Genomic DNA, 13,395 nt, shown 5'->3' with positions numbered 1-13,395 from the left:
CTGTTTTTAGTACCTTAAATTACTTTTAACATCTTTTTTAATGTCTTTTTATAATGTCTTTTTAACAATCTAACTGTTAAATATATCATCAAGCTCTCCGGTAAGTTCCTTGAGCATTGTTACCACTTTCTTATAATCCATTCTCTTTGGTCCTATAATTCCTATGGTACCCTTTGCCCCCTCCGGCATCTTATATGTCGCCGTTACAAGGGAACAATCTTTGAGATTCTCATCACTGTTCTCCTGCCCAATCAGAATCTGTATATCACTGTCCTGCTGTATCACGTCCTCTACGTGCTTTGCAAATTCCTCTTTGTCCTCTATATCTTCAAGTGTTCCAAGCAGTTTCTCTGCTGAAGACGAATTTGCCAATTCCGGATACTTCAGAACATTGGTTGTGCCACTTGTATATACCTTCAGGTCATCAGCCTCATGGATCGCTTCCATGATTCCCTGAAATATTGTTTCCAATATCTCAGCATATTCTCCAGCCTGTAACTTCATAGTCTGTATAAGCTCCAGGTTAATGTCTTCCAGCGACGCCCCCTGAAGAAATGTATTGAGCAGTATATTAAATTTTAATATCTCTTCATTCTTCAGACTATAAGTAGTCTTTATAAGCTTATTCTTAACAATATTGCCATCTACCATGATAACTGCCAGCAACGTGGTCTCATCAACCTGTGACAGCTGAATGAACTTCACCGTGTTGTTGTATTGAGGCATAGTGACAAGTGTTGCATACTGTGTATTCGCTGCAAGCACCTTTGCTACCTGCTTGAGAAGTTTTTCCAACTTGTCGACTCTCTGAAGAAGATTCTCTCTCTCTTCCTGATCGCCAGCTTTCTCTTCTTCTCGGTCTGCCATAATGCTGTCAACATAAAATCTGTAACCGGCATCCGTCGGCACTCTTCCTGCCGATGCATGCGGCTGACAAATGTATCCCATCTCTTCAAGATCCGACATCTCATTCCTGATTGTAGCCGGGCTGACATTCATGTCTGCCAACTTTGATATGGTTCTTGATCCAACCGGTTCGCCTGTTTCAAGGTAGTTAGAAACGATCGCTTTAAGAATTCTGACTTTTCTTTCGTCAAGTTCCATGACTATCATTCCCTTTATTACTTGTTTTTTTAGTTTTATTAGCACTCAATATATCCGAGTGCTAACCACTAAACATAATCTAACACCGCCGCCCCTTTTTGTCAACAAAATAACGAATTTTTTTGTTTTTTTATCAATCTTCTATCAGAAAGTCTGCCAGGATCGTGTTGCTTACGTCTATTCCTTTTTTTGTGAGGCGGATCAGGCCGTGGTCGTCTTCGAGGTGGCCTGATACCTTGTATTTGTCTATGACGGGACCGTAGATGTCGTAGATGGAGTGTCCAAAGTAGTCGTTGAATCTTTCGGCGCTCACACCTGATATCATACGCAGTCCAAGGAACATATATTCCTCCATCAGCCTGTCTGTGTTTAGTTCTTCATCCACTGTTCTCATCTGCTCAAGCAGATCACGGACCTTTCTTGAATTTGCCACGGGATCTCCATATGTGACCAGTTCATGACAGTTTTCCATTGTGTCTATGTATTCTCCTATGTCGCTGGTGTTCGTGTATCTGCGGCCGTATAGGAAAGAGGCTGCGCCGATACCGACACCGATATATTCGCCCAGCGTCCAGTAGACTATATTGTGCCTGCACTCGTAGCCATGGCGGGCATAGTTTGATATCTCATATCTGTGATATCCTCCTGAATCCAGAAGTTTATTTGTTATATCGTACATTTCCCTATCCACGTCCTCATCAGGAATCCTTGAAATGAGTTCCGGTGAAGCTGCAAGCGGGGTACCAGCCTCCACTATGAGGCTGTAGGACGATATGTGCTCCGGCTTGCATCTGAGGACTTTTTCCAGAGTATCCAGATATGATCTCATGGTCTGTCCGGGAATGTCCGACATCAGATCTATGTTGATATTTCTAAATCCTGCCTCCCTCGCCATATCAAATGCGGCGAGGAACTGATCATAATTGTGTATCCTTCCGAGCACCTGAAGTTCGTCCCTCTGCGCAGACTGAAGGCCTATGCTCATCCTGTTTATTCCATTTGCTATGTAGTCTGCCGCCTTGCGGCTTGTGAGGGTTCCCGGATTGACCTCTATACTTATTTCTGCATCCTCTGCGACATCAAATATGCTTCTCACTGTCGTCATTATCATTGTTATCTCGTCAGCTTCCAGCAGCGAAGGCGTACCGCCTCCTATATATATCGTCTTCACGCTGTGCGTCTCCGCCAGGTACGCATAGCTTCTGAGCTCTTCGCACAGAGCCTCTATGTACTTCTCCCTATACACGCCATATCCCTGCATGCAGGATGTTCCCACAGGAAATGACAGGAAGTCACAGTACACACATTTTTTCACACAGAACGGTATGTGTATGTATATGCTAAGTTCTCTTCTCTCGTAGCTGCTGCCATCGTCGTACTTGACACCGCTCTCATCTTCTATAATATCTATCATTTTCGATCATCCTCTTTGTATATGTATACGCAATATAGCCCACTAAAAAAGCCGCTATTAAGAATCTTCTTATTAACGGCTTTTCAGGATCTATTGCATATAATCTGTCTGTATCTCTATTCCTCGTCCAGCTTCAGCACAGACATAAATGCCTTCTGCGGTATCTCCACATTGCCGACCTGTCTCATTCGTTTCTTGCCCTCTTTCTGCTTTTCAAGGAGCTTTCTCTTACGCGATATATCACCGCCGTAGCACTTAGCAAGGACATCTTTTCTCATCGCCTTGACTGTCTCACGAGCGATCACCTTGTTACCTATAGCAGCCTGGATCGGAATCTCAAACAGGTGTCTCGGGATCTCCTCCTTGAGCTTCTCACACATCTTTCTTCCTCTCTCGTAGGCTGTATCCTGATGTATGATGAATGACAGAGCATCAACCTCTTCCTTATTGATAAGTATATCCAGCTTTACAAGCTCAGAGCGGACATAACCCTTCATCTCATAGTCAAATGACGCATACCCTCTTGAGCGTGACTTCAACGCATCAAAGAAATCGTATATGATCTCATTGAGCGGAAGGTCGTACTTGAGAAGCGCTCTGGTCTCCTCCATGTACTCCATGCTCTTATACACTCCACGCCTCTCCTGGCAAAGCTGCATGATTGCTCCTACAAATTCCGTTGTCACCATGATCTCAGCTGAAACAAATGGCTCCTCCATATACTCTATGCTTGAAGGATCAGGGAGATTTGAAGGATTGGTAAGTTCTATGACGTTGCCATCCGTGGTATGGACTTTGTACACAACTCCCGGTGCGGTCGTCACCAGATCGAGGTTGAATTCCCTCTCCAGTCTCTCCTGTATGATCTCCAGATGGAGAAGTCCAAGGAATCCACATCTGAAACCAAATCCGAGTGCTATCGATGTCTCCGGCTCAAAACTGAGTGCTGCATCATTTAGCTGGAGTTTTTCAAGTGCATCCCTGAGATCCGGGTATTTTGCACCATCTGCCGGATATAAACCACAGTACACCATAGGCTGTGCCTTCTTGTAGCCCGGAAGTGCCTCAGCACATGGCATATCCGCCTGTGTCACCGTATCTCCGACTGTCGTATCCTTGACATTCTTGAGACTGGCTGTTATATAGCCAACCATCCCTGCTGACAGTTCATCGCACGGCACAAATCTTCCCGCGCCAAATATTCCAACTTCTACAACTTCTGCCTCCGCTTCCGTCGCCATCATCCTTATAACGGTTCCCCTGGACACACAGCCGTCAAACACTCTGCAGAATATGATAACTCCTTTGTATGAGTCATACAGACTGTCAAATATGAGTGCTTTGAGTGGTGCATTTGGATCGCCGTGTGGTGCAGGTATCTTTGTGACTATCTGTTCCAGTACCTCTTCTATATTAATACCATTTTTTGCCGATATCCTCGGTGCATCCTGAGCCTCTATTCCGATAACATCCTCTATCTCGTTCACTACTCTTTCCGGATCAGCCGATGGAAGATCTATCTTATTTATGACCGGCATGACATCGAGATCATGGTCAATGGCAAGATATACATTCGCCAGAGTCTGTGCCTCTATACCCTGTGCTGCATCGACAACGAGTATCGCTCCCTCACATGCTGCAAGGCTTCGTGAGACCTCGTAATTGAAGTCCACATGTCCCGGGGTATCTATGAGGTTAAATATGTACTCCTCACCGTCACTCGCATTGTATATGATTCTGACGCACTGCGCCTTGATGGTTATTCCTCTTTCCCTCTCAAGGTCCATGTTGTCAAGCACCTGGTTCTGCATCTCACGGCTTGTAAGTGTACCTGTCTTCTCTATGATCCTGTCGGCAAGTGTAGACTTGCCGTGGTCTATATGGGCAATTATGCAAAAATTTCTTATCTTGGACTGATCTATATGCTCCATGTTTATCTCTCCACATCCTTATCCTGTATCTGATTTACGCATTTGACGTTAATATATCATGTATTGTCATTCCTCTGCAAGAGAAAAGATTACTTATTATTTGGCTTATTATTCAGCACTTATTGTTCAAGCAGTACCTTTGCCAGCATCGCCGCAAATGGTTCCATAGCATTTCTGGCCTCCTCGATCGTGTTTGTCTGAGCGCCAATCTCCGCCAGCATGGCGTGAGGCATAAGATCCATGTTGTAACGGCAGGTGCTTATATATATCTTTCGCATTATATCACCATAGTTCCCCCTGCCCGCAAGGTACGTCTGGAGTGCAAATGCCATATTGTCTACCTTGTTATCATTGCTCCAGTAATCCACATCATTTCCCTCCTCATCACGGCACATACCATTTATGAGCATTATCTGAGCTGTCTCGTTTCCATTTACCTCAGTTACCAGTCTGGTATCGTCTGGCACTCCATCACGGTGCAGATCTATCATCACCTCTATCTCAGGATGCTCCGCAAGTATCTCTGATACACCCTCCCTCGAGTAATCATATGACGCATTTCTGTCTAAGGTTCCCGTCATCATATCGTACGGCGTCGTGTCGTGGTAAACCGGTATTCCATAGGTATCCGTGAGTATATCTGCAAGCTGCTGTCCAAGTCCAACCACTGTATCATCTACTTCGCCGGAGCGTGAATCCGCATATGCCTCAGAACTGTGCGTGTGGTATATCAGGACTTTATAACCTCCCGTGCTCATGTCCAGCGACATATCCTTTCCTAGCAGATCCTCCGCATCCAGCTCATCGCTCTTTACACATTTTGGATAGGTGGCGTTGTAGCAGTATGACAGCAGCGTATCCGGATCCATTCCTATATACGAACTTGATATATCTGCCATTACAGGTACTGTGCTCTCAGATCCGCGGACCCGCTCAGCTCTCGCCTGGGTTTTTGCAGCCTTCACCGCCTCATCATCCGCAGTATCTGTATTCTCTGTCTCACCGGCTGACTCTGCTCCGCTGGAATTTTCACAGTCTGCACCATTTTCAGTCAGGGCTCCACTCCCACCGCCTTTTCCTGCATCCCTTATGCCGTCATCGCATACCTCCCTCACCTGGGATTCCCAGTAATTTACATAATCCTCGACATCTGTATCCACGCAGCTTCTCACTGAGCCGGCGTTTCCTCCCGCGGTATTGTCATAAACTCCCCTGTATATTATCTGCCACAGCCGGTCTGTTTCACCTGTCTGTATGAGTATCCCGGCACATACCATGATGATCCATGCCAGAATATACAATATCTTGTCTCTGATCTTCTTATTCATAACAACACACCCCTCAAACAAGGTCATTTACGGATCCTATCATTCAAGTATATGTGTATAATGCGAAAAACATTACCCAAATCCGGCACATATGATTATCATGGTGTGACACCAATGCATATAAACCTACAGGGTGAGGGCATTTATCGCCTCGGATATGGTATAGCTTATTCTTTTCGCAAGCTCATCTATATTTTTCGGTGTGACAAACATATCAGCCATGTCTTCATCTATGAGACTTCTAGCTATCTGATATCTCTGTCCCTCTGTAAATTCTCTCATGATCTTTCTGCCATATGTCTCGTTAAACGCATCAGCCATCTCATCTAAGGAATCATCTATGATGGATGGAACTGATATCACCGTAGGAACTCCAAGTGCTATGACACGCCTTCCAAGGTTGTCTGCGCTGAGCGTCTTTCTGTTGTTCCCAACTCCTGATCCCGGACTTATCCCAGTATCTGTTATCTGTATGGTCGTGTTGAGTCTTTTGCTGCTTCTTGCGGCAAGGGCATCGACCGCTATCACTGCATCCGCATCGATCTTATCGCATATTCCCCTGACTATATCCAGAGTCTCTATGCCTGTCTGTGCCATAACTCCGGGACATATGGCACTCAGCGTCACACCTCCTTTCGGTGAAGGCTCAAGGTGTCTTGTTATAAACAGATTGTCAACGACAAGAGGACCTATGGAATCTGGCGTGACCTGCCTGTTGCCAAGCCCCACCACCAGTATGTTATCACATCCCTCCGTGAGGAGTCTGAGTCTTTCTCCGAGTTCATCCTTCAACTGTTCATTTATCGTCTCGTCTGGCTCTTTTAGGTGTCGGCTTTCTATTGTTATATATCTGCCCTTTGCCTTCTTCAGATTTTTCTCCCCCGCCTCATTGATAACATCTATAGTAGTAGTTCTTATACTCTTGTCCTCATTTACAACTGTCTTTACACGTACTCCCTCCATCTCTGTATTCCCGCCGGCACTCTCCCTGAGCTCTATAGCAAGATCTGTACGTATCTCTCTGTTCATGATCATCCTCCTAATATTTGATTTCACTGTTGCCATCATTTCTCTTTTTATCCGCAAATTTATCTGCCGTCCCCATGATTAAAATACCCCTGCAGATACCTGTTTATGTATCTGCAGGGGTATTTTTAGTTCATCAAATATATAACTCCTGTCAATCAGTCATCGCGAGGTCCTACATGACCTTGTTCAGAATCCTGTTTATGACCTCCGGATATCCGCATATCCTCATGACTGGTGGATTCCATTCAAGCGAAGCTGTTTTATAAAAACATGTTGACACGCCAACTTCTATTCCGCCCTCCATCTCGGATGATCTCACTATCCTTGGAAATTTTTTCTTGTCCTTCACCAGATCCCAGGCCGCATCCTTTATAGTAAATTCTACTATAGGATATCCGCCCTCATAACCTATTATCTTCGCGTCTTCCACATAAGAAAGTTCGTCTTTCCAGTACTCTACTGCTTCCTCTATTGATGCAAACATACCGTACCTCCTTAACTATTGCTGTCTATACTTTAACATCGGTCCTTATTTCAGGCAACCGGTTTGTTCCGTCTTTTCACTTTTATTAATTTTTGTTTTGTTGCATTATTTTTTTCTTTATTATTATACTTATATTTGATATACTAATTTGAAGTATGTATTTGTGGGATATCCCACCATTATTTTATGAAATTAACTTACAATCAAATATCTGGGAATATTGTTTCCCACATTTAAGGAGGTCTTTTTATGGATTTTACTAAAAAGGGAGCGGTCAAGGCTCAAAAAGAGCTGGTATCAAAACTCCCAAGGAACCGGAGGAAGTTCAGTATCTCGTTTTTTAAAGCGCTTCTGGTTCTGATCCTCGCATTTGTCATCGTTGGTGTGGGCGCCGGTTTCGGCGCGCTGAAGGGAATCCTTGATGACACGCCAAATGTAAATGCAGAGGCACTTATACCTACAGGATACAAGACGAAACTTGTATACCAGAATGGCAAGGAGATCACTACTCTTGCAAACTTTAATTCCAACAGAGAGTATGTATACTATGACTCCATACCGGCAGACCTTGTAAACGCATTTGTTGCAATAGAGGACAGGCGTTTCTGGGAGCACAACGGTATCGATGTACAGGGTATTGCAAGAGCTTTCATACAGGGTCTCAGCAAGGGTGACTTCGACGAGGGTGCTTCAACCCTCACACAGCAGCTCATCAAGAACAACGTTTTCAACGTTGGTCTTAACGAGACCACTTTCCTGCAGTCTCTTGAACGTAAGGTTCAGGAACAGTATCTCGCTGTTGAGATGGAGAAGCAGATAAGCAAGGAACACATAGTCGAGTATTATCTGAACACGATATACCTTGGCCAGGGCTGCTACGGTGTTGAGACAGCTGCCAAGAATTATTTTGATAAAGATCTCAGCCAGCTATCTGTTTCCGAGTGTACAGTGCTTGCATCAATTCCTCAGAACCCATCAAAGTATGATCCCATAGTTTATCCTGAGGAGAATGCTAAAAGAAGAAAAATGGTTCTGAAATATATGCTGGATCTTGAATATATAACAAAGGCTCAGTACGATGAGGCCTTAAACGATAAGGTGTATGACAGAATAGCAAAGATATCTAAGAAAGACAGTGAAGAGGAGAAGACAGAGGTCAACTCATATTACACAGACGAGGTCATCAAGCAGCTTCAGTCTGATCTGGAAGCCAAGGGATACTCAGAGGAAGATGCCGAGACTATGATATGGTCCGGCGGTCTCAAAGTTATCGTCTGCCAGGATCCGGAGATCCAGGAGATCGCTGATTCAGTCGTAAACGATGCTTCTTACTGGCCAGAACCTGTATACCAGTTGAACTATGCTCTCACACTTATTGATAAGGAGACAAAGGTCCAGACCAACTACAGTGTTGAGAATATGGAGAGCTGGTTCACCGAACAGCAGGGATACGAATATAGTGCGAGATACTACAGTGAGGATGAGGCTAGGGCTGATGCAGACACTTTCAAAGCTGCCATGATCGAAAAGAGCGGTGACGATGTATTTCTTGAGACATTCAAGCTTGTCATCCAGCCACAGGTCTCATTTACCCTCATGGATCAAAAGACAGGTCAGGTAAAGGCACTTGTCGGAGGACGTGGTGAGAAGACCGAGAACAGATCATTCAACCGTGCCACTGAAGCAACCAGACAGCCTGGTTCCTGCTTCAAGATCGTTGCAACATATCTCCCAGCACTTGAGGCATGCAACATGTCTCTCGCCACTGTGTACGACGATGCCCCATATTACTACGAGAATGGTAATCAGGTATTCAACTGGTATGGCGGTTACTGGGGACCAAAGACCATCAGATATGCAATCATGGAATCCATGAACATCATAGCTGTAAAGTGTATCACAGATGTCACACCTCAGCTTGCATACGATTATCTGTTAAAGCTTGGATTTACAACCCTTGTAGACAGAAAGACAGACAGCGACGGACTTATTCTTTCAGATATAAACCAGTCTCTCGCCCTCGGTGGTCTGACAAACGGTATCACCAACCTTGAGATCACAGCCGCATATGCAACCATAGCAAACGGCGGTAACTATATAAAGCCCGTATTCTATACAGAGGTATATGACCACGATGGCAACATTCTGATAGACAACAGAGAACCAGAAAAGACACGTGTCATATCCGAACAGACCGCCTGGCTTCTCACAAGTGCTATGCACGATGTTGTAGTAGGAGGTACAGGTTCCGGTGCAAACTCATCAACGGGTATGTACACAGCAGGTAAGACCGGTACAACCTCAGGCGACTTTGATAACTGGTTCTGTGGATATAACCCTTATTTCACCGCTTCTATATGGCTTGGAAATGACGAGAATATAACTTACAGTCCAGGCTCAATAAAGTGTTATATGTGGAGAGATATCATGGATCAGATCATCGAAAAGAAGGGACTTGACACATCCGTCACATTTGAAATGCCGGATGGAATCGTTCAGGCTACTGTATGTTCTGATACAGGACTTCTCCCATCAAACGGATGTCCTACTGTAACAGATTACTTTGATGCATCAAAGTTACCTACAAAGTATTGTCCTGGTGTTAAGAAGGTTACCGTATGTAACGAGTCCCACATGCTTGCAAACAAAGCGTGTCCGGAGACCACAACATATATATACAAGCTCAATTCAGACGGTGAGTATGTTCTCGATGGATACATGTGGGATCAATCACTTCTGAAGGAGCACTGTAACATTCATCTCGACAAGAAGAAGGATAAAAAGACCACAACTCAGAAAACTACTCAGACGACTGAGGCTACAACAACTGAGGAACCTACGCCAGAACCTACAACTGAGGAACCTACAAGTGAGGATCCACCAACGGACGAACCTACAAGTGAGGATCCACCAACAGATGAACCTACAAGTGAGGATCCACCAACGGATGAACCTACAAGTGAGGATCCTACGACATCAGAAGATATTGTAACCACCGAAGATCAATCTGGAGGTGAATAATGCTTCTGATGATCTGCTCAATATCGATATAAAAATATGTCCTGCCACGATCATTGTGGCAGGACTTTTTTATTTTATCAAATGCTAACTAAATACCATTATTTTGTCATCTTCGGTTTAAATATCAGTGAAGCCAGATAACCAAATATCAGCGCTGCTGAACTGCCAACCGCAGCCATCTGAAATCCGCCCCTGAAAAGTCCTATGAAACCATCTTTGTCAACCGCCTCCGTTATACCCTTCCACAGGTTGTAACCAAATCCCGTAAGAGGTACTGAGGCACCACACTCCGCATACTTCAATATCGGCTCATAAAGTCCAAGTGCTCCGAGAACTACACCTGAGCACACCAGGATCACCATGATCCTGCCTGGCATCAGCTTAGTCTTGTCCATAAGGATCTGCGCAAGTGCGCATATCACTCCACCTATCACAAAAGCTTTTATATAATCCATATCATTTTCCTTTCGACATTTCATGATGTTCTATCACCACAGCATGTGCAACTCCCGGAATCGTCTGCCCCTCATTGAAACTCACTGTTGAGAGAAGCGCACCTGTCGGCACAAACAGAACCCTCTTCCACTCCCCGGAGCTGACCTTCTTCAATATATAACCAGCCAGCACCGTGGCAGAGCAGCCGCATCCGGAGCCACCTGAATGTGTGTCCTGTTCCTCATTGTCAAATATCTCTATGCCGCAATCCATATGATTGTCCGATATGTCAACCTGGTTCATCTTGAGTAGATCTGTAAGGATCTTTTTTCCGACCTTTCCTAGATCGCCTGTTATTATCCTGTCATAGTATGTCGGCTCGATATCAAAGTCCTGCAGATTCTGATATATCACATCCGCAGCAGCTGGCGCCATACACGCCCCCATATTGAGTGAATCCTTAACTCCATAATCTACTATCCGTCCTGTTGTTATGCCCTTTATACATACTTCCGACTCTCTGTCCGACACCACAAAGGCTCCGCTTCCGGTAACCGTCCAGGTAGCTGACAGGGGCCGCTGGTTTCCATATTCGAGGGGAAACCTGAACTGCTTTTCTGCGCTTCCATAGTGACTGGATGCCTCCGCCACAACATTGTCAGCATACCCTGCAGCAACTGTCATAGCTGCCAGTGACAACGCCTCTCCGCACGTTGAACACGCCCCATACAGACCGAATACCGGTATCTCCATATCCTTTATTCCAAATGTGGATGCTATGAGCTGTCCAAGCAGATCCCCGGCAAATACATATCTTATGTCGTCCTTATTCACTCCAGCCTTCTGTATGGCAAGCATCACCGCCTGTCTCACCATCTCGCTCTCTCCCTCTTCCCAGGAATCCTTTCCAAATGTCGGATCCTCGCTCACCCTGTCAAAATACCTTGCCATAGGACCGTCTATCTCCTTGGGCCCCGCAACAGATGCGGCTCCTATGATATAGGGCGCATTTTCAAATTTTAAACTCTGCTTTCCTACCTTTTCCTTCATACTCCGCAACTCCCTTTCGCTCGGCGATTCAGTTTTGAAGATTTTTTATATCTCCTTACTGATATGCATATCTGTCTCTGATACTATATTTCCCTGAATTTTAAATTTTCATCATGGTATTTTATGTCAGAAAAGGAATACGCCATCAACCAGTACTGGACAAAAAGCCATGTATGCTTTAACATTACCAGAGACGTTAAATAGAAAAGTACATGTGTAGAAATGGAGATTTATTGTGGAATTTACAAAGGAATATTGGATAAACTGTTTTAACAGGTGCATCAGATATACAAAGACATTTATAAAATGGATTATTTTTTCACTGATCATGGGTACGATATGCGGACTTGTGGGAACCGCATTCCACATCTGTGTTGAGTACGCAACCGGCTTCAGGGAAAGTCACCATCCGATCATATATTTTCTTCCTCTGGCGGGCGTTGTGATCGTATTTATCTATCGCATATGCGGAATCAGACATTCCAAAGGCACGAACCTCGTAATTGGTTCCATCAGAAGTGTGGAGAACGAGATTCCCTCGCGTATGGCTCCGCTCATATTTGTGTCAACGGTTATAACACATTTGTTCGGAGGCTCCTCCGGCCGTGAGGGTGCCGCTCTCCAGATCGGTGGAAGTATCGGTGTATCAATAGGAAAGATCCTTAAACTAGATGAGAGCGATAAGCACATACTGACTCTGTGTGGTATGAGTGCAGTATTCTCTGCGCTGTTCGGAACGCCTATAACAGCCGCCCTATTCAGCATGGAGGTCATCAGTATAGGAATACTGTACTATTGTGCATTCGTTCCGTGTCTGTTCTCATCCGTTATATCCTACGCCATAACCCAAAAGCTGCACGTCGTCCATGAGCATTACGATATCACCGGGATACCTTCATCCATAGATGTTGTCATGGTGCTTAAAGTCATAGGACTTGCGATCCTCTGCGCCATTTTGAGCAGTCTGTTCTGCATATTTATGACCATAGTACACAAGCTGTTCAGAAAATATTTTAAGAATCAGTATCTACGCGTGTTTGCGGGTGGTTTAATGCTTGTACTCCTGAACATAGTCTTAAAAACAACAGATTACAACGGTACCGGTATGAATATCATTGCCAAAGCGTTAAATGGAAATGCCCAGCCAGCGGCTTTCCTTCTGAAAGCGCTGTTTACAGCCATAACGATAGGCTGCGGTTTCAGAGGTGGTGAGATTGTTCCGTCATTCTTCGTTGGTGCCACATTTGGCTGTGTAGCCGGAGGCCTCATGGGAATGGATCCAGGATTTGCAGCGGCTCTCGGAATGGTCTGCTTCTTCTGCGGAGTTGTAAACTGCCCTCTCACCTCACTGTTCCTGAGTATCGAGCTTTTTGGTGCAAACGGCATCATGTTCTTCACCATCGGCTGCGCCGTCAGCTATATGCTGTCCGGCTACTACAGCCTGTACAACGAACAGAAGATCATCTACTCCAAGCTCCGTCCTCACTATGTGAATCTCTATACCAACCAGGAAATACGGACTAAAGAACCGGGATTTCTGGAGGGATTTCTCAGAATCCGTGAAGATGACGCTGACGATGTAGAGTAAACAAAAGCTGT

General features: G+C 44.9%; 10 protein-coding genes. 2 read left to right on the top strand and 8 right to left on the bottom strand.

The window, feature by feature from the left end; genetic code table 11:
* Positions 1-69: 69 nt before the first annotated feature.
* The 6 genes from hrcA to NQ536_RS04700 form a co-directional block, all read right to left on the bottom strand.
* A complete protein-coding gene (gene hrcA, locus NQ536_RS04725) occupies positions 70-1,104 on the bottom strand; it encodes a heat-inducible transcriptional repressor HrcA (RefSeq protein WP_022058482.1) in 1,035 nt (344 codons plus the stop codon).
* A gap of 133 nt (positions 1,105-1,237) precedes the next feature.
* Positions 1,238-2,518, bottom strand: a complete 1,281-nt coding sequence (hemW, locus tag NQ536_RS04720; protein ID WP_004848820.1) for a radical SAM family heme chaperone HemW — start codon at positions 2,516-2,518, stop codon at positions 1,238-1,240.
* A gap of 116 nt (positions 2,519-2,634) precedes the next feature.
* Positions 2,635-4,449: a translation elongation factor 4 gene (lepA, locus tag NQ536_RS04715; RefSeq protein ID WP_004848817.1), complete on the bottom strand. Its 1,815-nt coding sequence runs from the start codon at positions 4,447-4,449 to the stop codon at positions 2,635-2,637.
* 119 nt (positions 4,450-4,568) lie between these two features.
* Positions 4,569-5,777: a stage II sporulation protein P gene (spoIIP, locus tag NQ536_RS04710; RefSeq protein WP_227909656.1), complete on the bottom strand. Its 1,209-nt coding sequence runs from the start codon at positions 5,775-5,777 to the stop codon at positions 4,569-4,571.
* Between the two features lie 126 nt (positions 5,778-5,903).
* The gene (gene gpr, locus NQ536_RS04705) at positions 5,904-6,806 is read right to left on the bottom strand and encodes a GPR endopeptidase (protein WP_022058485.1); all 903 of its coding nucleotides are present in this window, start codon (positions 6,804-6,806) and stop codon (positions 5,904-5,906) included.
* A 172-nt stretch (positions 6,807-6,978) separates the two neighbouring features.
* Positions 6,979-7,290, bottom strand: a complete 312-nt coding sequence (locus tag NQ536_RS04700; protein WP_004848812.1) for a hypothetical protein — start codon at positions 7,288-7,290, stop codon at positions 6,979-6,981.
* Positions 7,291-7,539: 249 nt separating this feature from the next.
* Between NQ536_RS04700 and NQ536_RS04695 the strand changes: the two genes are divergently transcribed.
* A complete protein-coding gene (locus NQ536_RS04695) occupies positions 7,540-10,311 on the top strand; it encodes a PBP1A family penicillin-binding protein (RefSeq protein WP_004848811.1) in 2,772 nt (923 codons plus the stop codon).
* Positions 10,312-10,409: 98 nt separating this feature from the next.
* Here NQ536_RS04695 and spoVAE read toward each other — a convergent pair whose 3' ends face one another.
* Both spoVAE and spoVAD read right to left on the bottom strand, forming a co-directional pair.
* Positions 10,410-10,766: a stage V sporulation protein AE gene (gene spoVAE, locus NQ536_RS04690; RefSeq protein WP_022058488.1), complete on the bottom strand. Its 357-nt coding sequence runs from the start codon at positions 10,764-10,766 to the stop codon at positions 10,410-10,412.
* A 1-nt stretch (position 10,767) separates the two neighbouring features.
* Complete coding sequence (gene spoVAD / locus NQ536_RS04685; protein ID WP_004848807.1) at positions 10,768-11,796, bottom strand: stage V sporulation protein AD; 1,029 nt, start codon at positions 11,794-11,796, stop codon at positions 10,768-10,770.
* Between the two features lie 235 nt (positions 11,797-12,031).
* On the opposite strand from spoVAD, the gene NQ536_RS04680 reads away from it, so the two are divergent.
* Positions 12,032-13,384, top strand: coding sequence for a chloride channel protein (locus tag NQ536_RS04680; protein WP_227909657.1), 1,353 nt, complete (start codon positions 12,032-12,034; stop codon positions 13,382-13,384).
* Positions 13,385-13,395: the final 11 nt, after the last annotated feature.

It is taken from the genome of Coprococcus eutactus (assembly GCF_025149915.1).
Classification (GTDB): domain Bacteria; phylum Bacillota; class Clostridia; order Lachnospirales; family Lachnospiraceae; genus Coprococcus; species Coprococcus eutactus.
The sequence above is the reverse complement of the archived record's forward strand: the minus strand, read 5'-3'. Positions and strand labels throughout refer to the sequence as shown.

What these genes read in the sequence shown, in the direction of transcription:
- lepA (WP_004848817.1), bottom strand. Translation starts at nt 4,449, where the DNA reads ATGGAGCATATAGATCAGTCCAAGATAAGAAATTTTTGCATAATTGCC.
- hrcA (WP_022058482.1), bottom strand. Translation starts at nt 1,104, where the DNA reads ATGGAACTTGACGAAAGAAAAGTCAGAATTCTTAAAGCGATCGTTTCT.
- gpr (WP_022058485.1), bottom strand. Translation starts at nt 6,806, where the DNA reads ATGAACAGAGAGATACGTACAGATCTTGCTATAGAGCTCAGGGAGAGT.
- NQ536_RS04700 (WP_004848812.1), bottom strand. Translation starts at nt 7,290, where the DNA reads ATGTTTGCATCAATAGAGGAAGCAGTAGAGTACTGGAAAGACGAACTT.
- hemW (WP_004848820.1), bottom strand. Translation starts at nt 2,518, where the DNA reads ATGATAGATATTATAGAAGATGAGAGCGGTGTCAAGTACGACGATGGC.
- NQ536_RS04695 (WP_004848811.1), top strand. Translation starts at nt 7,540, where the DNA reads ATGGATTTTACTAAAAAGGGAGCGGTCAAGGCTCAAAAAGAGCTGGTA.
- spoVAE (WP_022058488.1), bottom strand. Translation starts at nt 10,766, where the DNA reads ATGGATTATATAAAAGCTTTTGTGATAGGTGGAGTGATATGCGCACTT.
- spoVAD (WP_004848807.1), bottom strand. Translation starts at nt 11,796, where the DNA reads ATGAAGGAAAAGGTAGGAAAGCAGAGTTTAAAATTTGAAAATGCGCCC.
- spoIIP (WP_227909656.1), bottom strand. Translation starts at nt 5,777, where the DNA reads ATGAATAAGAAGATCAGAGACAAGATATTGTATATTCTGGCATGGATC.